This window comes from Tepidicella baoligensis (assembly GCF_013432195.1).
In the GTDB taxonomy this organism is placed as follows: domain Bacteria; phylum Pseudomonadota; class Gammaproteobacteria; order Burkholderiales; family Burkholderiaceae_C; genus Tepidicella; species Tepidicella baoligensis.
Genome location: NZ_JACCDB010000002.1, coordinates 11,956 through 31,500, shown reverse-complemented (window position 1 = coordinate 31,500; position 19,545 = coordinate 11,956). Strand labels below are relative to the sequence as shown.

The following is a 19,545-nucleotide window of genomic DNA, read 5'->3' as shown; positions in this document are numbered from 1 at the left end:
GTCGCCGGTGCGCAGACAAGGCGCGGCGAAACCACAACGGCAGGCGTGCAGAGAAGGAAGGGTGGGCGGCGTGCCGGATCGACGCCGCGCCAAGGAAGGGCTGGGCGTCAGTGCAGGGTACGCGAAGCGCCGACCGTTCCGGTCGTCAGCATCGATGGGCTACTGTCACTGTCCACAAGCGGGTCCAAAAATAGATATCTAAAAAGTTTACCACGGGGTTTTGTTGCTGTGCAACATTCACCAGCCCCACAAGGCCCACACACCCAGCACGGCCAGCAGCGCAGCGGCGCCCAGGTGAATCGCGCGCACCGGCAGGCGGTGGGCCATGCGGTCCCCCAGCCACACCGCGGGGGCGTTGGCGATCATCATGCCCAGCGTGGTGCCGGCCACCACGGGGAACCAGGCGTTGAACTGGGCCGCCAGTGCCACGGTGGCGAGCTGGGTCTTGTCGCCCATCTCGGCCAGAAAGAACAGCACGCAGGTGGTGCCGAACACGCCCCAGCGGCCCTGGGTCTCGGGCTGTGCGTCGAGCTGGTCAGGGATCAGCATCCACACCGCCATGGCCAGAAAGCCGATGCCCAGCACCCAGCGCAGGATGTCGTCGGTGAGCCAGCGCGCCACCAACAGACCGACACTCCCCGCGAGGGCATGGTTGGCCAGGGTGGCGACCAGTATGCCCCAGGCGATGGGCCAAGGTTTCCGAAAACGGGCTGCCAGCAGCAAGGCCAGCAGCTGGGTCTTGTCGCCGATTTCGGCAAGCGCCACCAGGCCGGTGGAGAGGAGGAGGGCTTCCATGAAGGGGTTTCAAGGGGCGGAGGGCCAGTCCAGCACGCGCTGGCTCTGGAAATGGCGTTCCTGGCCGGTCATCGGGTCGGTGAAGCTCAGGGTCTGGGCCAGTAGGTGCAGCGGTTCGGCGTAGTCTTCGGGTTCACCGGGCAGGCGGCGCACCACGGGGTAGAACTGGTCGCCGGCGATGGCCAGGCCCAGGCCGTGCATGTGCACCCGCAACTGGTGGCGCTTGCCGGTCACGGGTTCCAGGCGGTAGCGTGCCCACGGGCCTTGTTGTTCCAGTGGCTCGATGCGGGTTTCGCTGTTGGGCGCCAGGCCTTCTTCTGGCGCGGCCTCGCGCATCTTGTAGAACGCGTCTTCGCATGCCAGGATGTGGCTCTGCCTGATCATCGGCCAAGGCAGGTGGGGCGCGGCAGGCGCGATGGCTTCGTAGCTTTTGTGGATGCGGCGTTCGCGGAACAGGCGCTGGTAGGCGTCGCGGTCCTGCGGCCGCACGCTGAACACCACCAGGCCGGCCGTTTCACGGTCGATGCGGTGCAGCGGGCTCAGATCGGCCAGGCCCAGTTCCCGCTTGAGGCGCACCAGCAGGCTTTGCTGCACGTAGCGGCCCCCTGGGGTCACGGGCAGGAAATGGGGCTTGTCGGCCACGACGAGGTGCTCATCGCGAAACAGCACCTGGGCTTCGAACGGGATGACGGGCTCTTGCGGCAGGGCACGCCAGTAGTACACGCGGGCGCCATGCAAGTAGGGGGTGTGCGGGGCAAGGGGTTGGCCGTCGTCGCCGACCACTTCACCGGCGGACATGCGCGCCCGCCACTCGTCGCGCCCCACGCGGGGCAGGCGGTGAGCCAGAAAATCCAGCACGGTGGCCCAGGGTGTTGCCCGCATGCGCGGCAGGGCGACGCAACTGGGTGACACGCCGTCGCGCATGGGAATGGCGGGGTTCTTGGGCACGTGGGCCATGGGGTTGGCCCGCTTCAGGGTGAGGAGGGGGGCTGGGGGCTGGGAACGAAGCGCGCACGAATCCGCAGATCGGGGCCCACGGGCACCACCTCGCTGAACACCAGTTCCAGGCCTTGTTGCAGCGCCTCAAAGGGGCCGATGTGGGCGAGTCCGGCGCCGGGGCCGAGCAGCCTGGGCGCAAGGTAGAGCAGCAGCTCATCCACCAGCCCTTCGCGCAGCAAAGAGCCGTTGAGCTTGTGGCCGGCCTCCACGTGGAGTTCGTTGACTTCGCGCCGGGCCAGATCGTGCAGCATGGCGGCCAGATCCACCTTGGGCGTGCCGCCGGCCGCCTTGGCGGGGCCCGGACAGTCGATGAGCACAGCGCCTTGCGAGCGCAAAGCCGCGCGGGCCGGGGCCGTGGCGTGCGGATCGGCGGCGTTGTAGATCCAGACTTCGCCCGGGGGCTGCAGAATGCGTGCCTGGGGGGGGATGTCGAGCCGGGAGTCCACCACCACCCGGCGCGGCTGGCGCTGTGTGGGCACGAGGCGGACGTCGAGCCGGGGGTCGTCTTCCTGCACGGTGCCGATGCCGGTGAGCACAGCCGAGGCGCGGCGCCGCCAAGCGTGGCCGTCGGTGCGGGCAGCTTCACCGGTGATCCATTGGCTCACCCCGTTGGGCAGCGCGGTGGTGCCGTCGAGCGAGGCGGCAATTTTCATGCGCACCCAGGGCCGGCCACGCTCCATGCGGCTCAGAAAGCCGATGTTGAGTTCGCGGCTGGCCACGGCCAGCGGGTGGTCGGCCGGCAGCAGGTCCACGGCGATGCCTGCGGCCCGCAGCCGCGCAATGCCTTGCCCGCCGACGAGGGGGTTGGGGTCGGGCAGTGCGATGACCACACGGCCCACGCCCGCGTCGATCAGGGCGTCGCAGCAGGGCGGGGTGCGGCCATGGTGGCTGCAGGGTTCCAGCGTGACGAGGGCGGTGGCGCCGGCCAGCGATGCGCCGGCGGTACGGGCTGAGCGCAAGGCCATGACTTCGGCATGCGGGCCGCCCGCGGCCTGGGTGTGGCCTTCAAAGGCGCGGCCGTCGGTGGTGATGATCCGGCAGGCCACGCGGGGGTTGGGGTCGGACAGGCCGATGGCGCGTTCGGCCAGCGTGTCCAGGCCGGCGAGCCATTCGGGGGGGCAGGGCGGAGCAGTGGTCATGGCCGGCGGCGGAACACCACGTCCCACACGCCATGGCCGAGGCGCAGGCCGCGGTTTTCGAACTTGGTCAGCGGCCGGTAGTCGGGCTTGGGGGCGTAGCCTCCGAGGCCCGCATCGGCCGCCGTGTTGGTCAGCAGGGGCTCGGCGCCGAGCACCGCGAGCATCTGTTCGGCATAGGGCTGCCAGTCGGTGGCGCAATGGATATAGCCGCCCGGCTTGAGGCGTTGCGCCAGCTTGGCCACGAAGGGCGCTTGGACCAGCCGGCGTTTGTGGTGCTTCTTCTTGTGCCAGGGGTCGGGGAAGAAGATGTGCACGCCGTCCAGGCTGGCTGGCGGCAGCATGTGGTCGAGCACCTCCACCGCGTCGTGCTGCAGGATGCGGATGTTGGTCAATCCCTGCTCGCCGATGCGTTTGAGCAGGGCCCCGACACCGGGTTCGTGCACTTCGCAGCAGAGGAAGTTGTCCTGCGGGCGCACCTGGGCGATGTGCGCGGTCGCTTCGCCCATGCCGAAGCCGATTTCCAGAATCAGCGGCCCCGCTCGGCCGAACAGGGCGGTGGGATCGATGACTTGGCCGGTGTAGGGCAGCAGAAAGCGGGGCCCCCATTCGGCCAAAGCCTTGGCCTGGCCGGTGGTGGTGCGGCCCGCGCGTTTGACGAAGCTTTTGATGGTTTTGGGGTGTGCCACACCGCCGGGTATGCCCGTACCGGCAGGCGACTCGACGGGGGTGGGGGAGGGCAGGGTTGCGCTGTTCACCCCCGGCATTGTAGAGATTCGGCCGTCGGATCGAACCAGCGGCTTTGCCATTGCGCCGTCCAGGCCCGCAAAGCGCTTGGCACCCCCGAGGTTTGCGGCGGCAAACCCAGCACTTGGGCGGCCTGGTTCAAGGCCTGGAGCGGATCGGTGAGGTCCAGCGCCTCGGCTCCGTTCTGCTTCGAGAGTTTTTCCCCGTTGGGGCCGTTCACCAGCGGGGTGTGCAGGTAGCGCGGCGTGGGCAGGCCCAGGGCCTGTTGCAGCACGATCTGGCGGGCGGTGTTGTCGGTCAGGTCCTCGCCCCGCACCACGTGGCTGATGCCTTGGCGTGCGTCGTCCACCACCACGGCCAGTTGATAGGCCCACAGGCCGTCGGCACGTCGCAGCACGAAGTCGCCGACCTCGGTGGCCACGTTCTGCCGCTGGGGTCCGAGCCGGCGGTCGGTCCAGAGGGTGGGGGTGGGCCGTTGCAGGGCCTGCTGGACGCGGTCCACGTGCAGGCGCCAGGCACGGGGTGGCCGCCCACGCAGGCCGCCATGCTCGGGGCGGCAGGTGCCGGGATAGACCCGCTCGGCATGGCGTTCATGATGCACCCCTCGTGCCCGCCAAGTGGCGTCGATGTCCTTGCGGGTGCAGGCACAGGGATAGGCCCAGCCGCGCTGGACCAGGTTATCCAGCGCCAGGGCGTAGGCGTTGCCGTGTTGCGATTGCCAGGTGGGCGGTTCGTCGGGTTCCAGTCCGCAGCGAGCCAGTTGTTCCAGAATGGTGCGGTCTGCGCCCGGCACGCAGCGCGGGGTGTCCACGTCTTCGAGGCGAACGAGCCAGACGCCCCGGTGCGCGCGAGCGTCCAGCCAACTGGCCAGGGCCGCGACCAGCGAGCCGGCGTGCAGAGGCCCCGTGGGCGACGGCGCGAACCGACCGCGGTACGGCATCAGGCCATGGCCAGGGCCAGTTCCAGCCCGGACACGAAGGCGTTCTCCACCCGGTGCCCCAGGCACCAGTCGCCGCACAGCGCGATGCCGAGCTTGCCGTCGCGCAAAAAAGGTTGGCCCAGCGGCTGTCGAGTCTGGGCATAACGCCAGCGGTGGACGACGGCATGTGCCGGCGTGGCGCGGATGCCGGTGATTTCGGCGAAACCCTTGAGCAGTTTGGCTTTCACGCGCTCGGGGTCGTCTTCCAAGTGTTCGGCCGACCATTCCGGGCTGGCCTGCACCGTCCAGCGTTCCACCGCGGAGCGCCCCGGCTTGCTCGGTTCTCGGGCCACCCAGCGGATGCGGTGGTGGTCGCTGCTGGCCGCGTGCCAGCGCGGGCCGAAGGACTCCAGCCCCGGCTGCATGGCCTGTGGAAAGGCCAGCATCAGTGTCCAGCACGGGGCCACGTCCACGGTCTGCAGGGCTTTGCTGAGTTTGGGGGCCAAGGCGCTGGCGCGCAGCAGGGTATCGGCCTGTGGGTGGGGCACCGCGAGCACCACCTGGTCAAAGCCCCCCAGCACTTGCTGGGCCCCCTGCACCCCTTCCAGCCGGAGCTGCCAGCGCTTGGGGTGTAGCGCATCGGCTTCGATGCGCGTGACCTGGGATTCGAGATGCAAGGCGCCCGCCAGTGTGCCGTTGCTCAGCGGCTCTACCCAGCGCTTGACCAGGGCGTTCATGCCCGGCACGGCCACCCAGCGGGTATCGCGCGGCTCTGGCGTGCTGGCCATGGTTTGGCCCAGCGCATCCAGCACGCGCACGGTGTTCGCCTTCCAGGGGGCAATGAGCGAAGGATCGAGTCTGAGCACCTGCTCGAAACGGGGGTCGCGCACCGTGAAGAACTGGGCGCCGTGGTCGAAACCACCGAATTCGGTGCGTCGCGTGGCCATGCGACCGCCAGCCCCCCGGCTTTTCTCGATCAGCGTGACGCGGTGGCCCGCCTGGATCAGGGTGCGTGCGCAGGTGACGCCGGCCATGCCCGCACCGACGATGGCGATGTGTTGGGCTGTCGTTGCAGAGGAAGGGCGGGGTGTGGGCGGCATGTGGATCTCCGTGCTGGAAGTCAGTGTAGCTTGGGATCGCCCGGTTCAGACATGGTGATGCAACAGGGCATCGCGCGTGGTGCGGTGGGCCAGGCGTTCCAGCCACCACTGCAGGGCGCGTCCGGGTGTATGCAGGCCCGGGTGCGCCGGGCCTCGTCGGGCTGCCGGGCTCATGGGGGCATGCCAGGCATAACCGGGGCGGTAGAGGCGTGGCGGCAGGGTGGTGCGTTTGTGCACCATTTCACCGGTGTCGAGCAGGGGTTGGACCAGCGGTCGGGGCAGGGAGCCGCAGCCCAGGCCGCGCCGCTGGGCGTCGAGCTTTTCCTGCATGGTGCCGACGGTGAGCACGTCCTGTCCCGGCAGCAGGCCGAAGCTCATGCCTTGGCCGCGCTGCGAGGTATCGGCCACGGCCACCACCCGATGGGCCTGGATGTCGATCGGCGTCAGCGGCTCCGGGGTGTCGGCCAGCGGATGATGGGGGGCCACCACGAAGACGAATTCCACCTCGCCCAAGGGTTCGCAGTGGATTTCCGAAGGCAGCGAGCCGTCGATCAGTACCCCCAGTGCCAGGTCGGCCTGGCCGGTCAGCAAGGCTTCCAGCGTGCCGGAGAGCGTCTCGGAGCGCAGGCGCAACCGCGTGGGCGCCCCCAGCGCGTAGAAGTCCTGGAACAACTCGAACAGCGTGCTGCGCGCGATCACGGCGTCGGCGGCCAGGGTGAGCTGGGGCTCCCAGCCGGTGGCGATGCGGCGTACCCGTTGGGCCACGGCGTCGAGCTCGAGCAGCAGGCGCTCCCCGGTGCGCAACAGCTCGGCGCCGGCAGGGGTGAGCTGGGCGCGGCGCGAGCGGCGATCGAACAGCAGCACATCCAGCGCCTCCTCCATCTGACGCACACGGTAGGTCAGGGCGCTGGGCACCAGCCCGAGCTCACGCGCCGCCGCTGCCATGCTGCCGGTGCGGGCGACCGTCTCCAGCAGATGAAGGTTGTCCGGCGACAGTGCGGTTCGGGGCGAGGACATGGTTCGGTCTTTCAATTCAAAACATTTGAATGATGACAGCAAATCCATACACATTCAGCCCCAGAGGCGACAGGCAGAATTCGCAGCATGATCCACATCCGCCGCTCCGAAGACCGAGGCCATGCCGACCACGGCTGGCTGGTCAGCAAGCACTCGTTTTCGTTTGCCGATTACCACGACCCTCGGCACATGGGCTGGGGCAATCTGCGAGTGATCAATGAAGACCGGATCGCACCGGGTACCGGTTTCGGCACCCACGGCCATCGCGACATGGAAATCATCAGCTATGTGCTGGAGGGCTGCCTTGCGCACCGCGACAGCATGGGCCATGTCAAAGGCATTTTGCCGGGCGATGTGCAGCGCATGAGCGCTGGGCGCGGCGTGCTGCACAGCGAATTCAACCAGGCCCCGGACCAGTTCACCCATTTTTTGCAAATCTGGATCCAGCCCGATGTCACGGGCATCCCGCCCAGCTACGAGCAAAAGACCTTCACCGAAAGCGAAAAAAGAGGTCGGCTGCGGCTGGTCGCGTCACCCCATGGAGCGCAGGGCTCGGTCAGCCTGCATGCCGATGCGTTACTCTATGCCGGCCTGTTTGACGGGGATGAGTCTGCCCGCTTGCCGCTCGACCCCGCCCGCAAGGCTTATGTCCACCTGATCCGTGGTGAGCTGATGGTCAATGGTCATCGGCTCGCCAGCGGTGACGCCCTGGGTATGCATGGGGAGCCAGCCATCACTTTATCCGACGGGCAGTCGGCCGAAGTGCTGGTGTTTGATCTTGCTGCCTGATTGTGTCCATTTCTTGTTCAACCCATCCAGGAGTTCATCATGTCTCGTATCGTTGTTGTGTACCACTCGGGTTACGGCCACACCCAGCGCATGGCGCAATCGGTGGCCGATGGTGCTGGCGCCGAACTGCTGGCCATCGATGCCGATGGCAACCTGCCTGAAGGCGGCTGGGACATGCTGGACGCCGCCGATGCCATCATCATGGGCAGCCCCACCTATATGGGTGGCGTGAGCTGGCAGTTCAAGAAATTTGCTGACGCATCCAGCAAGGCCTGGGTCACGCAGAAATGGAAAGACAAGCTTTTTGCCGGTTTCACCAACAGCGCCACCATGAACGGTGACAAACTGTCCACGCTGCACTACCTGTTCACGCTGGCCATGCAGCACAGCGGCATTTGGGTGGGGACCGGCCTGATGCCGAGCAACACCAAAGCAGCCCAGCGCAACGACGTGAACTATGTTGGCTCTTTCGCGGGTGCCATGGCCCAGAGCCCCTCCGATGCCGGCGCCAACGACATGTTGCCTGGGGACTTGGAGACGGCGCGCCTTTTCGGCCAACGTGTGGCCGAGGTGGCGGCGCGACTCAAGGCCTGATCCAGCCCGTTTCTGTCGTACCCGAACGGGAGGTTCCACGGCATACTTGATGCCCGGAGCCTCCCGCCATGAATATTTTCGATCTGCTTCCCTGGGCCGACTGGTTGGCCCTGTTGGCGTTTGTGACCCTCTGGGTGGGCTACGCCTGGTTTGCCAGAGCCTGGTCACGCAAACGCCCTTCCTTGCTCGCCACCACCAACCGTTACCGCCGCTACTGGATGATGCAGGCCAGCCAGCGCGAGCCGCGCATGCTGGACGGCATCATCACCCAGAGCCTGTCGCAGACGCCGTCCTTCTTCTCCTCCACCGCCATCCTGATCGTCGGGGGCTTGTTCGCGGTGCTGGGCACCACCGAAAAGGCCACCGAGCTGATGAGCGAAATTCCCTTTGCGCAAGCCACCTCGCTCGTGGTGTTCGAGTTCAAGGTGCTGGTGCTGGTGGCGATCTTCGTCTATGCCTTTTTCCGTTTCTCCTGGTGTATGCGCCAGTACACCTTTCTGGCGCTGGTGATCGGTGCCATGCCGCCTCCGGCGGACTTCGACAGCGGCAAGTTCGATCGCACCATCTATGTGGACCGGGCCGCCGCCATGGTGGGGGCCGCCGCCGAGAGCTTCAATGACGGGCTGCGGGCCTACTATTTCTCATTTGCCGCGCTGGCCTGGTTCATCTCGCCCCTGGCCATGGTGCTGGCCACGGGGCTGGTGGTGCTCATCCTCTACAGCCGGGAGTTCCGTTCCGAGGTGCTGGCCATCCTCAAGGATTGAGTGCGGCGGCCCGCTGCCTACAATGGCGCCATGTTCGTACACCTGCGCCTGCATACCGAGTTTTCCGTCGTCGATGGCACCACCCGTGTGGACGAGGCCGTCGGGGCTGCGGTGGGGTACGGCCAGCCTGCCCTGGCCATCACCGACCTGAACAACCTGTTCGGTGCCATCAAGTTCTACAAGGCTGCGCGCGGGGCCGGTGTCAAGCCCGTGCTGGGGGCCGACGTGGTGGTGCAAGGCCTGGGCGGGGAGCCGGTGCCGGGGGCCTCCAGCCAGCAGCACAGCCTGCCGCGCCTGCTGCTGCTGGTACAAAACCATCGAGGCTACCTGAACCTGTGCGAACTGCTGGCCCGTGGCTGGACGCGCAACGTCGTGCGTGACCAGGCCGCGTTGCGCTGGGAATGGCTGCAGGAACTGGGAGAGGGGCTGATCGTGCTCTCGGGAGCCCATGCCGGGCCGGTCGGCCAGGCCCTGCTGGCCGGTGACGAGGCCCGGGCCGCCGAGCTGGCCCTGCAACTGGCCCATGCGTTCCCGCACCGCTTCTACCTCGAAATCCAGCGTGCCGGGCGTGCCGACGACGAACGCCACGTCATGGCCGCGGTGCCTCTGGCCGCACGGCTCGGCCTGCCCGTGGTGGCCACCCATCCGATCCAGTTCCTCGGGGCCGACGATTACGAGGCTCACGAAGCGCGCGTTTGCATTGCCGAAGGGGAAATCCTCGGCAACAGCCGCCGCGTGCGCAAATTCACCCGCGAGCAGTATTTCAAGTCCAGCGACGAGATGGCGGCCCTGTTCGCCGACGTGCCCAGCGCCCTGGCCAACACGGTGGAGATTGCTAAGCGCTGCAACCTCACGCTGACCTTGGGCAAGCCGCGCCTGCCCGACTTCCCGATTCCGCCCGTCAACGGCGTGGTGATGTCGGTGGAGGACTATTTCCGCCACGTTTCGCACGAGGGGCTCAACGCCCGTCTCGAACACCTCTACCCGGATCAGGCAGAGCGCGAGCGTCAGCGCCCGCGCTATCTGGAGCGGCTGGAGTTCGAGCTCGACACCATCCTCAAGATGGGGTTTCCGGGCTACTTCCTCATCGTGTCGGACTTCATCCAGTGGGCCAAGGCAAACGGCTGCCCGGTCGGGCCGGGCCGGGGGTCCGGGGCCGGCTCCCTGGTGGCCTACGCCCTGCTCATCACCGACCTCGACCCCCTGCAGTACAACCTGCTGTTCGAACGCTTCCTGAACCCGGAGCGGGTGTCCATGCCCGACTTCGACATCGACTTCTGCCAGACCAACCGCGACCGCGTCATCGACTACGTCAAGGGCAAGTACGGCAAGGATGCGGTGAGCCAGATCGCCACCTTCGGCACCATGGCCGCGCGCGCCGCCATCCGCGATGTGGGCCGCGTGCTGGACTTCGCCTATGGCTTCTGCGATGGCATCTCCAAACTCATTCCCAACAAACCGGGCATGAGCGTGACGCTGCAGTACCCGCCCGACCCGCCCAAGCCTGGCGACAAGAACAACTACGCCATCGCCATGGAGCCGCTGCTGGCCGAGCGTATCCAGAAGGAGGAGGAGGTCAAGCAACTGATCGAACTGGCGCAAAAGCTCGAAGGCATCACGCGCAACATCGGTATGCACGCCGGCGGCGTGCTGATCGCGCCGGGCAAGCTCACCGATTTCTGTCCGCTGTATCAGCAGCCGGGCAGCGAGTCGGCGGTGAGTCAGTACGACAAGGACGACGTGGAGGCCGTGGGCCTGGTGAAGTTCGACTTTCTGGGCCTGGCCACGCTCACCATCCTGGAGCTGGCCAAGACGTTCATCCAGAAACGCCACCCTGACCAAGCCGGTTTTGCGTTCGAGAACATTCCGCTCGACGACCAAGCCACCTACCAACTGTTCCAGCAGGGCAAGACCGAAGCCGTGTTCCAGTTTGAAAGCCGCGGCATGCAGGGTATGCTGCGCGACGCCAAACCCACCCGGCTGGAAGACCTGATCGCCCTCAACGCGTTGTACCGCCCAGGGCCGATGGACCTGATCCCCAGCTTCGTGGCGCGCAAGCACGGGCGTGAAGCAGTGGTCTATCCTCACCCGCTGCTGGAGCCGGTGCTGGCCGAAACCTACGGCATCATGGTCTACCAGGAACAGGTGATGCAGTCGGCCCAGATACTGGGAGGCTACTCCCTCGGCGGCGCCGACCTGCTGCGGCGTGCGATGGGCAAGAAAAAGCCCGAGGAGATGGCCCAGCACCGGATCATCTTCCGCAAGGGCGCGGCCGAGAAGGGCATCAGCGAAGAGAAGGCCGACGAGGTCTTCGACCTGATGGAGAAGTTCGCCGGCTACGGTTTCAACAAGTCGCACGCTGCCGCCTATTCCCTGCTGGCGTACCACACGGCCTGGCTCAAGGTGCACTTCACGGCGGAGTTCTTCTGCGCCAACATGGCCATCGAAATGGACGACACCGACAAGCTCAAGGTGTTGTTCGAGGACGCGATCCAGTTCGGCATCACCTTCGAGCCGCCGGACGTCAACCGCGGCACCTACCGCTTCGAGCCGGTCAGCGACAAGGTCATCCGCTATGGGCTGGGGGCGATCAAAGGCACGGGCCAGCAGGCGATCGAGGCCATTGAGGCGGCACGCGAAGGCCGGGGCGTGGGCCCTGCTGGTGACACCGTCGGCCCGTTCAAGAGTCTGTTCGATTTCTGCAACCGGGTGGATCGCAGCCGCTTGAACAAGCGCACGGTCGAAGCACTCATCAAGGCCGGGGCTTTTGATTCGCTGGAGCTCAACCGCGCAGCCCTGCTGGCCTCGGTGGAGCGGGCGTTCGAGTATGCCAACGCCCAGCAGGCCAACGCCCAGCAGGGCGGCCTGTTCGACTTGTTCGGCGCCGACGGCCATGGCGCCAGTACCCAGGAGCCTGATCTGGTCGATGTCCTGCCCTGGGGGGTGAAGGAGCGCTTGACCCACGAGAAGACGGCGATCGGCTTTTACCTGTCGGGTCATCTGTTCGACGAGGTGGAACGCGAGGTGCGCCGCTTTGCCCGCACGCCCATTGGCGATGTGGTGGAAAGCCGCGACCCGGTCTTGCTGGCCGGGATCGTGACCGATCTGCGCATCATCAACGGCCAGCGTGGCAAGGTCGCCATCTTCAAGCTGGACGACAAGACCGGCACGCTGGAAGCCACCGCCGACGAGGGGCTGATCAACCAACACAAGGGCCTTCTGAAAGATGACGAGCTGGTGGTGGCCCAGGTGCTGGCCCAGACCGACCGCTTCTCCGGTGGTCTGCGCCTGAAGGTGCAGCAGCTCTGGGACCTGGGGGCGGCCCGCTGCCGTTTCGGCAAGTACCTGCGGGTGGTGGTCAACGGCCAAGGACTCGATGTCGCAGCCCTGGTCCGCGAGTTTCCCCCACGTCGGGAGCCGAGCGAGCAGGGGGAACTGGTGCGCGGTCTGCCGGTGCGGCTGCAAGTGTGGCGCGATTCGGCCCGCTGCGAGCTGCAACTGGATGATCGCTCGCTGTTTTTTCCGTCGAATGCAGCGCTTGCGGCCTGGATGGCCCAGGCGCATGAGCAACGGGCTGAAATCGTGTTCGACTGACGGGCCCGCCTCCGGGAGCTGCCCCCGCTTCAGTCCTGCGGCCGGAAACCGAGAATCAGAGTCGAGGGGACGCGGCCGTTCTCGTCGCGGGGCAGGCGGCCGGTGCGCTCGATGGCGCGCAGCACGGCGGCGTCCCAACTGGGGTGTCCGCTGGACTGGCGCAGCCGTGCACTGACGATGGTGCCATCGGGCAGGGTGCGCAACTCCACCTCCGCGCGCGGATTGCCCGGCACCCAATCGGTGAACACGATGTTGGGGCGGATGGTGGCCACGAGCCGGCCGGCGTAGCTGGCCGAGGGGCCGGCCGACTGTGACGCACTCCCGGTCGATGCCGGTGCCCCGGTGGCGCCGGCCTGGCTCATCATGCGTTCCAGGTTGCGCTGGCGTTGGGCCTCGAGCTGCGCCTGCAGCTCGCGTTCGCGGCGTTCTTGTTCGGCACGTTCACGGGCTTGCTGAGCCCGTTGTTCCTCCTGGCGACGGCGCTCTTCGGCTGCCCGACGTTCGGCTGCTTCGCGTTCCGCCTGGCGTCGGGCTTCCTCGGCCCGGCGCTGTTCTTCACGCCGGCGTTCCTCGGCCCGCTGCTGCTCCAGCCGACGCTGTTCTTCCAACCGGGCTTGTTCCTGAGCCCGCTGCAGCGCAATGTCGGCTTCGAGGGGCGCTGCGGGGGCTGGTGGCGGCGGCGCCGGTCTCGGTGGAGGGGCCGGTGGCGGCTCCTCGATTCGCGGCGCCGCCACCTGGGGCAGGCGCGACCACAGCTCGGCCTCCAGCACCGCCTCGGTGTCCTTTTGCCATGCCACGCCCCAGGCCAGGGCGAGCAACAGCAGGCCGTGCACACCGAGAGCCAAGGTCAATGGCCCGCCCCAGCGTCCGGGGGCGGGGGGGTTGAGATCGAGGTCATCACCACGCGCCTGCATGACTTCCCACTCCCGGCGTTGTTCAGCGGGCTTGCTGTACCGACAGGCCCACCCGCTGGATACCCGCTCGCTGCAGCGCATCCATGGTTTTGATGACCTCGTCGTACTTCACGTTGCGGTCGGCGGTGATGATCACCGGTACCGCGGTCTGGCCTTCTGCCGGTGGCCCTTGCAGTTCCCGCACCCGTGCCACCAGTTCCCGAGCCGTGACCTGCACGCCCGCCCCGCTGGCCGCGCCTTCCTTGACCTGGAGCAGGCCCTCGGCGTCGATGATCACCTGCACGAACCGGTCTGGTTGGCGCGCCGCCTGCCCGACCGTGGGCAGCTCGATCTGGCTGGGCGCGATCAGCGGCGCGGTGACCATGAAGATGATCAGCAGCACCAGCATCACGTCGATGAAGGGCACCATGTTGATCTCGCTCTTGGTGCGGCGGCTGCGGCTGCGCGAGACGACGGCGGGCATCGCTGGCCTCCTTCAATGAGCTGCGGTGGTCTGCATGCCTGCCACGGTGCCGGTGCTGGCCACGTTGCGGTGCAGGATGTTGGAAAACTCGTCGATGAAGCTTTCCATGCGGTTGGCCGCGCGGTCGATGTCGTGCGTGAAGCGGTTGTAGGCCACCACGGCGGGGATCGCGGCAAACAGGCTGATCGCGGTGGCCACCAGGGCCTCGGCAATGCCGGGGGCCACCGTGGCGAGTGTGACCTGGGTCAGGGCCGCCAGGCCGGTGAAGGCGTGCATGATGCCCCACACCGTGCCGAACAGGCCCACGTACGGCGAGACGGAGCCCACAGACCCCAGAAAGGACAGGTTGGTCTCCAGCGCATCGACCTCGCGCTGGTAGCTCGCCCGCATGGCCCGCTGGGCGCCTTCGATCAGCGCATCGGGTTGGGTGATCCGGCGGTCCCGCAGCTTGTGGAATTCGCGCATGCCACTGGCGAAGATGCGCTCGGTCGGGCTGCCATCCCGGGCATGCTGGATGGCGGTTTGGTACAGATCGTTCAGGTTGGCACCGGACCAGAACTCGCGTTCGAAATCCTCGGTGAGGCGCCGCACGCGCTTGAGGGTGAACAGCTTGCGGAAGATGGCAGCCCAGCTCAGGATGGATACGCTGATCAGCAGCAGCACGACGGCCTGTACCACCCAGGTGGCGTCCAGCATGAGCTGGATGACGGAAAAATCGTGGTTCATGGACTCTGTAACAGGTGAATGATCGACGCCGGAATACGGCCGGGACGCATCTGCGCAGCATCCACCCAGCCGATGCGGATGGTGCCTGCGCACAAGAGGTCTTCGGGGACACCGCGGCCGACACGCCAGGCCTCCTGCTGCAGTGTCATGGAAGCGCGTCCAAGTTCCGTGATGCGCGCGCTGACCTGTAACACATCGTCAAGGCGGGCAGGGCGGTGGTAGCGCAGTTCCGTGCCGATGACCACGAACATGCCACCCGTTTCGTCGCGCAGGCGTTGCTGCTCCACCCCCAGGCTGCGCAGCCATTCGGTGCGGGCGCGCTCGAAGAACTTCAGGTAGTTGGCATAGAACACGATGCCACCGGCATCGGTGTCCTCCCAGTACACCCTCACGGGCCAAGTGAAGACGCTCACGGTGGTTCAGCTGGGCAGGGCGTCGGGCGGCGGTGGTGCGGCCGTGACGGGGCGTTGGAGTGGCTTGCCGATGCCCCGGCGCTGGTCCCGCTCCACCTCAGGCGCGCGCCACAGCGGGGCGAGCTGGTTCAGCACGCCGTTGACGTACTTGTGGCCGTCCGTGCCCCCGAACGACTTGGCCAGCTCGATGCATTCGTTGATCACCACGCGCCAGGGCACGTCGGCACAGTGGCGAAACTCGTAGGCGCCGATCCACAGCACACCGTGCTCGATCGGCGAGATCTCGGCCAGCGGGCGGTCGAGCAAGGGCGTGAGGGCGGCGTCGAGCTCGGCGGCCTCGGCAATGCAGCCGTGCAGCAGCGCGTCGTAGTGGGCACTGTCGGCCTTGTGGAAACCGCTCAGATCGCGGGTAAAGAGGTCGATGTCTTCGGCTCCGTTGCGGCCCACCAGGTACTGGTAGAGCGCTTGCAGAGCGAACTCGCGCGCGCGGGTGCGGGCCGATTTTTCCGAGGCCCTGCGTGGTCGTTCGGCAGCAGCAGTGGGGGTCTTCATGATCGGTTGACGGTTTGCAGCAGGCGGGCCATTTCCACCGCCACCCGGGCGGCGTCTCGGCCTTTGTCCTCCTGGCGGGCCACGGCCTGCGACAGGTTTTCGGTGGTGAGGATGGCGTTGGCAATCGGGATGTGGTGGTCCAGCCCGACGCGCGTGACGCCAGCGGCCGATTCGTTGCACACCAGCTCGAAGTGGTAGGTTTCACCACGGATCACGCAGCCCAGCGCCACCAGTGCGTCAAAGCGCTCCGTCTCGGCCAAGGCCTGCAGAGCCAGCGGGACTTCCAGCGCGCCGGCGACCTGCACCTGTTCGATGTGGTCTTGCTCCACCCCCAGCTGCAACAACTCTTGGCGGCATGCCTGCACCAGCGCATCGGTGATGCCCTGATTGAAGCGCGCTTGCACGATGCCGATTCGCAAGCCCGTGCCGTCCAGCGCAGCCGCGCTGCCTTGGTTTGCACCCAACATATGCTTATCCTTCCATCTGGTTCTTGCTCAAGAAACCGACCACTTCCAGGCCGTAGCCGGCCATGCTGGGCATGCGCCGTGGCGTACCCAGCAGTTGCATTTTGTGTACCCCGCATTCGCGCAGGATCTGCGCGCCGATGCCGTAGGTGCGCAGGTCCATACGGCCGCGCTCGGGCGCTTGGGCGGAACGTGCCGTGCCGTCGAACTGGGCCAACAGTTGCTCGGCGGTCTCTCCGCAGTTGAGCAGCACCACCACGCCCCGACCCTGCTCGGCCATGTGACGCAGGCTGGTTTCCAGTGTCCAGGAGTGCATGGACCGGCCCACTTCCAGCGCATCGAGCACACTCAGCGGCTCGTGCACCCGCACGCTCACCGTGTCGTCGGCATTCCATTGTCCCTTGACCAGCGCCAGATGCACGGCACCGCCCGTGTCATCGCGGAAGGCATGCGCCTGGAATTCCCCATAGGCCGTGTTCAACGGGCGAGAGCCGACGCGCCGCACCAGGCTTTCGGTGCGGCTGCGGTACTCGATCAGATCGGCGATGGTGCCAATCTTGAGCCCATGTTCGGCCGCAAAAATCTGCAGATCGGGCAGCCGGGCCATGGTGCCGTCGTCCTTCATGATCTCGCAGATCACGGCGGCGGGTGTGCAGCCGGCCATGGCTGCCAGATCGCAGCCCGCTTCGGTGTGGCCGGCGCGCATCAGCACGCCGCCATCGACCGCCTGCAGCGGAAAGATGTGCCCAGGCTGGACCAGGTCTTCCGGCCGGGCATCGGGGGCCACCGCTGCCTGCACGGTGCGCGCGCGGTCGGCGGCCGAAATGCCGGTGGTCACGCCTTCGGCGGCCTCGATCGACACCGTAAAGGCCGTGCCCATCTTGGTGCCGTTGCGCGGCACCATGGGCGGCAGTTTGAGCCGCTCGCAGCGTTCGCGGGTGAGTGTCAGGCAAATCAGGCCGCGGCCGAACCGGGCCATGAAGTTGATGGCTTGCGGCGTGACGTGATCGGCTGCCAGGACGAGATCGCCCTCATTTTCGCGGTCCTCTTCATCCACGAGGATGACGATGCGACCGGCCTTCAAATCGGCGACGATGTCCTCCACCGGCGAAATGCCGACCGGCGACAGGGTGGGGTGGGAGGCGTTCATGGGAGTCAGGACCAGGTCAAAGCCATTCAGTGAGGGACGGCGCTGTGCGGCGCTCTGGCGCCGAGCATGCGCTCGACATAACGCGCGATCAGATCGATTTCCAGGTTCACCGCACTGCCGGGCGCCAGCGTGCCCAGGGCAGTGTGCTCCACCGTGTGCGGAATCAGGTTGATGCTGCACTCGCAGCCTTGCGGCAGATCGGTCACCTGGTTGACGGTCAGGCTCACGCCATTGACGGTGATCGAGCCCTTGTAGGCGAGGTATTTGCCGAGCGAGGCGGGCGCGAGCACACGCAGCGTCCAGCTTTCACCCGCTTGCGCGAAATGGGTGACGCGACCGATGCCGTCCACGTGGCCGGAGACGATGTGCCCGCCCAGTCGATCGTGCGCGCGCAGCGCCTTTTCCAGGTTGACTGGGCCGGGTCGATCCAAGCCGGCCGTCTTGTCTAGCGATTCGGCGGAAATATCGACGGTGAACTGGCGGTGCGAGAGGTCCAGGGTGGTCACGGTCATGCAGGCGCCATTGAGGGCGATGCTGTCGCCCAACCCCACGTCGTCGAGATAGCCGGGCGGCGCCTCCACGGTGAGGCGTTTGCCGTGTTGGTCTGAAGAGCCGAGGGGGTGGACGGCGGCGATGCGCCCCACGCCGGTGATGATGCCGGTGAACATCCTGCTATTGTCGCAGGATTGGCCCAGGCCCGTGGGCTATCGGCGGACTTCGTCCACCAGCGTCTTGAATTCGTTGATGTCTTCGAAGCTGCGGTACACGCTGGCGAAGCGGATGTAGGCCACCTTGTCGAGCTTCTTGAGTTCGCGCATCACCATTTCGCCGATCTGATGCGAAGGCACTTCCCGGGCGCCGAGATTGAGCAGTTTTTCTTCGATGCGCTCCATGGCCGCATCCACCTGCTCGGTGCTGACCGGGCGCTTGCGCAGGGCCAGCGCAAAGCTGGCGCGCAGCTTGGAGGCGTCGTAGTCGATGCGCCGGCCGTCCTTCTTCACCACGGCCGGGAAGTTCACCTCGGGGCGTTCGTAGGTGGTGAAGCGTTTGTCGCACTGGGGGCAGCGGCGACGGCGGCGGATGAACAGCCCCTCCTCGGCCACGCGCGTCTCCACCACGTGGGTGTCGGCGTGGCCGCAGAAAGGGCATTTCATGGCTTACCTATAGACCGGGAAGCGGGTGGTCAGGGCATGGACCTTGGCGCGCACGGCTTCGATGTTGGCCGCATCGCGCGGGTTGTCCAGCACGTCGGCGATCAGGTGGGCCGTCAGGCGGGCCTCCTCGTCCTTGAAGCCACGGGTGGTCATGGCCGGGGTGCCGATGCGCACGCCACTGGTCACCATCGGCTTTTCCGGGTCGTTCGGGATGGCGTTCTTGTTGATCGTCATGTGGGCCTGGCCCAGCACGGCCTCGGCTTCCTTGCCGGTGATGCCCTTGGCACGCAGGTCCACCAGCATCACATGGCTTTCGGTGCGGCCACTGACGATGCGCAGGCCGCGCTGGGTCAGCGTCTCGGCGACGATCTGGGCGTTCTTCACCACCTGTTGCTGGTAGGCCTTGAACTCGGGCGCGAGCGCTTCCTTGAAGGCCACCGCCTTGGCGGCGATCACGTGCATCAGCGGGCCGCCCTGCAGGCCCGGGAAGATGGCGCTGTTGATGGCCTTCTCGTGCTCGGCCTTCATCAGGATGATGCCGCCGCGCGGGCCGCGCAGGCTCTTGTGGGTGGTGGAAGTCACCACGTCGGCGAACGGCACCGGGTTGGGGTACACGCCGGCGGCGATCAGGCCGGCGTAGTGGGCCATGTCCACCATGAAGATGGCGCCCACGTCCTTGGCGACCTTGGCAAAACGCTCGAAGTCGATGCGCAGGCTGTAGGCCGATGCGCCCGCCACGATCAGCTTGGGGCGGTGTTCGTGCGCCTTGCGCTCCATGGCGTCGTAGTCGATCTCTTCCTTGTCGTTCAGGCCATAGCTCACCACGTTGAACCACTTGCCGCTCATGTTCAGCGGCATGCCGTGGGTGAGGTGGCCACCCTCGGCCAGGCTCATGCCCATGATGGTGTCGCCGGGTTTGAGGAAAGCCAGAAAGACGGCCTCGTTGGCCGAAGCGCCACAATGGGGCTGCACGTTGGCCGCCTCGGCACCGAAGAGCTGTTTGACGCGGTCGATGGCCAATTGTTCGGCCACGTCCACATATTCGCAGCCGCCGTAGTAGCGCTTGCCCGGGTAGCCTTCGGCGTATTTGTTGGTGAGCTGGCTTCCCTGAGCGGCCATCACGGCCGGCGAAGCGTAGTTCTCGCTGGCGATCAGCTCGATGTGTTGTTCCTGGCGCGCGTTTTCGGCCTGGATGGCGGCGAACAGTTCGGGGTCGGTCTGTTCGATGAGGATGTTGCGGTCGTACATGGCAGTC

Annotated in this window: 21 protein-coding genes; 4 read left to right on the top strand and 17 right to left on the bottom strand. The window is 66.6% G+C overall.

Going from position 1 to position 19,545, the window contains the following annotated elements; genetic code table 11:
• Positions 1-237: 237 nt before the first annotated feature.
• From HZS63_RS03030 to HZS63_RS03000, 7 genes are read right to left on the bottom strand one after another with little or no spacing between them, the layout of a single operon-like run.
• Complete coding sequence (locus tag HZS63_RS03030; RefSeq protein WP_180682579.1) at positions 238-795, bottom strand: TMEM165/GDT1 family protein; 558 nt, start codon at positions 793-795, stop codon at positions 238-240.
• A gap of 9 nt (positions 796-804) precedes the next feature.
• Entirely contained in the window at positions 805-1,752 is a 948-nt protein-coding gene (locus tag HZS63_RS03025) for a pseudouridine synthase (RefSeq protein ID WP_180682578.1), read from the bottom strand.
• Positions 1,753-1,766: 14 nt separating this feature from the next.
• The gene (ribD, locus tag HZS63_RS03020; protein ID WP_180682577.1) at positions 1,767-2,933 is read right to left on the bottom strand and encodes a bifunctional diaminohydroxyphosphoribosylaminopyrimidine deaminase/5-amino-6-(5-phosphoribosylamino)uracil reductase RibD; all 1,167 of its coding nucleotides are present in this window, start codon (positions 2,931-2,933) and stop codon (positions 1,767-1,769) included.
• Positions 2,930-3,697 (bottom strand): tRNA (guanosine(46)-N7)-methyltransferase TrmB, encoded by a 768-nt coding sequence (trmB, locus tag HZS63_RS03015; protein ID WP_180682576.1) that lies wholly within the window; start codon positions 3,695-3,697, stop codon positions 2,930-2,932. The genes ribD and trmB overlap by 4 nt, the downstream gene beginning before the upstream one ends.
• Positions 3,685-4,617 (bottom strand): tRNA glutamyl-Q(34) synthetase GluQRS, encoded by a 933-nt coding sequence (gene gluQRS, locus HZS63_RS03010; RefSeq protein ID WP_180682575.1) that lies wholly within the window; start codon positions 4,615-4,617, stop codon positions 3,685-3,687. Before gluQRS ends, trmB begins: the two co-directional genes overlap by 13 nt.
• The gene (locus tag HZS63_RS03005; protein ID WP_180682574.1) at positions 4,617-5,696 is read right to left on the bottom strand and encodes an NAD(P)/FAD-dependent oxidoreductase; all 1,080 of its coding nucleotides are present in this window, start codon (positions 5,694-5,696) and stop codon (positions 4,617-4,619) included. Before HZS63_RS03005 ends, gluQRS begins: the two co-directional genes overlap by 1 nt.
• Positions 5,697-5,741: 45 nt before the next feature.
• On the bottom strand, positions 5,742-6,713 hold the full coding sequence (locus tag HZS63_RS03000) for a LysR substrate-binding domain-containing protein (protein WP_180682573.1): 972 nt from the start codon (positions 6,711-6,713) through the stop codon (positions 5,742-5,744).
• Between the two features lie 87 nt (positions 6,714-6,800).
• On the opposite strand from HZS63_RS03000, the gene HZS63_RS02995 reads away from it, so the two are divergent.
• The 4 genes from HZS63_RS02995 to dnaE all read left to right on the top strand — a co-directional run bounded on the left by HZS63_RS02995 (position 6,801) and on the right by dnaE (position 12,454).
• Positions 6,801-7,502 carry a pirin family protein gene (locus HZS63_RS02995; RefSeq protein WP_180682572.1) on the top strand — a complete coding sequence of 234 codons (702 nt, stop codon included), beginning with the start codon at positions 6,801-6,803 and terminating at the stop codon, positions 7,500-7,502.
• 39 nt (positions 7,503-7,541) lie between these two features.
• Complete coding sequence (locus HZS63_RS02990; protein ID WP_180682571.1) at positions 7,542-8,096, top strand: flavodoxin family protein; 555 nt, start codon at positions 7,542-7,544, stop codon at positions 8,094-8,096.
• Between the two features lie 68 nt (positions 8,097-8,164).
• On the top strand, positions 8,165-8,860 hold the full coding sequence (locus HZS63_RS02985) for a DUF599 domain-containing protein (RefSeq protein ID WP_180682570.1): 696 nt from the start codon (positions 8,165-8,167) through the stop codon (positions 8,858-8,860).
• Positions 8,861-8,890: 30 nt separating this feature from the next.
• Positions 8,891-12,454, top strand: a complete 3,564-nt coding sequence (gene dnaE / locus HZS63_RS02980) for a DNA polymerase III subunit alpha (RefSeq protein ID WP_180682569.1) — start codon at positions 8,891-8,893, stop codon at positions 12,452-12,454.
• Positions 12,455-12,483: 29 nt separating this feature from the next.
• On the opposite strand, the gene tolA is transcribed toward dnaE, so the two are convergent.
• The 10 genes from tolA to glyA are packed head-to-tail and all read right to left on the bottom strand — an operon-like array spanning position 12,484 to position 19,538.
• The gene (gene tolA, locus HZS63_RS02975; RefSeq protein WP_246316117.1) at positions 12,484-13,368 is read right to left on the bottom strand and encodes a cell envelope integrity protein TolA; all 885 of its coding nucleotides are present in this window, start codon (positions 13,366-13,368) and stop codon (positions 12,484-12,486) included.
• Between the two features lie 22 nt (positions 13,369-13,390).
• Positions 13,391-13,831, bottom strand: a complete 441-nt coding sequence (locus tag HZS63_RS02970; protein ID WP_180682568.1) for a biopolymer transporter ExbD — start codon at positions 13,829-13,831, stop codon at positions 13,391-13,393.
• A gap of 12 nt (positions 13,832-13,843) precedes the next feature.
• Positions 13,844-14,557 carry a protein TolQ gene (gene tolQ, locus HZS63_RS02965; RefSeq protein WP_180682567.1) on the bottom strand — a complete coding sequence of 238 codons (714 nt, stop codon included), beginning with the start codon at positions 14,555-14,557 and terminating at the stop codon, positions 13,844-13,846.
• Complete coding sequence (gene ybgC, locus HZS63_RS02960; RefSeq protein ID WP_180682566.1) at positions 14,554-14,970, bottom strand: tol-pal system-associated acyl-CoA thioesterase; 417 nt, start codon at positions 14,968-14,970, stop codon at positions 14,554-14,556. The genes tolQ and ybgC overlap by 4 nt, the downstream gene beginning before the upstream one ends.
• A gap of 6 nt (positions 14,971-14,976) precedes the next feature.
• A complete protein-coding gene (nusB, locus tag HZS63_RS02955) occupies positions 14,977-15,522 on the bottom strand; it encodes a transcription antitermination factor NusB (protein ID WP_180682565.1) in 546 nt (181 codons plus the stop codon).
• The gene (ribH, locus tag HZS63_RS02950) at positions 15,519-15,989 is read right to left on the bottom strand and encodes a 6,7-dimethyl-8-ribityllumazine synthase (protein ID WP_180682564.1); all 471 of its coding nucleotides are present in this window, start codon (positions 15,987-15,989) and stop codon (positions 15,519-15,521) included. The genes nusB and ribH overlap by 4 nt, the downstream gene beginning before the upstream one ends.
• 4 nt (positions 15,990-15,993) lie before the next feature.
• On the bottom strand, positions 15,994-17,136 hold the full coding sequence (ribBA, locus tag HZS63_RS02945; RefSeq protein WP_180682563.1) for a bifunctional 3,4-dihydroxy-2-butanone-4-phosphate synthase/GTP cyclohydrolase II: 1,143 nt from the start codon (positions 17,134-17,136) through the stop codon (positions 15,994-15,996).
• Between the two features lie 26 nt (positions 17,137-17,162).
• Positions 17,163-17,804, bottom strand: coding sequence for a riboflavin synthase (locus tag HZS63_RS02940; RefSeq protein WP_180682562.1), 642 nt, complete (start codon positions 17,802-17,804; stop codon positions 17,163-17,165).
• 36 nt (positions 17,805-17,840) lie between these two features.
• Positions 17,841-18,290: a transcriptional regulator NrdR gene (gene nrdR, locus HZS63_RS02935; RefSeq protein ID WP_180682561.1), complete on the bottom strand. Its 450-nt coding sequence runs from the start codon at positions 18,288-18,290 to the stop codon at positions 17,841-17,843.
• Between the two features lie 3 nt (positions 18,291-18,293).
• The gene (gene glyA / locus HZS63_RS02930) at positions 18,294-19,538 is read right to left on the bottom strand and encodes a serine hydroxymethyltransferase (RefSeq protein ID WP_180682560.1); all 1,245 of its coding nucleotides are present in this window, start codon (positions 19,536-19,538) and stop codon (positions 18,294-18,296) included.
• Positions 19,539-19,545 lie beyond the last annotated feature (7 nt).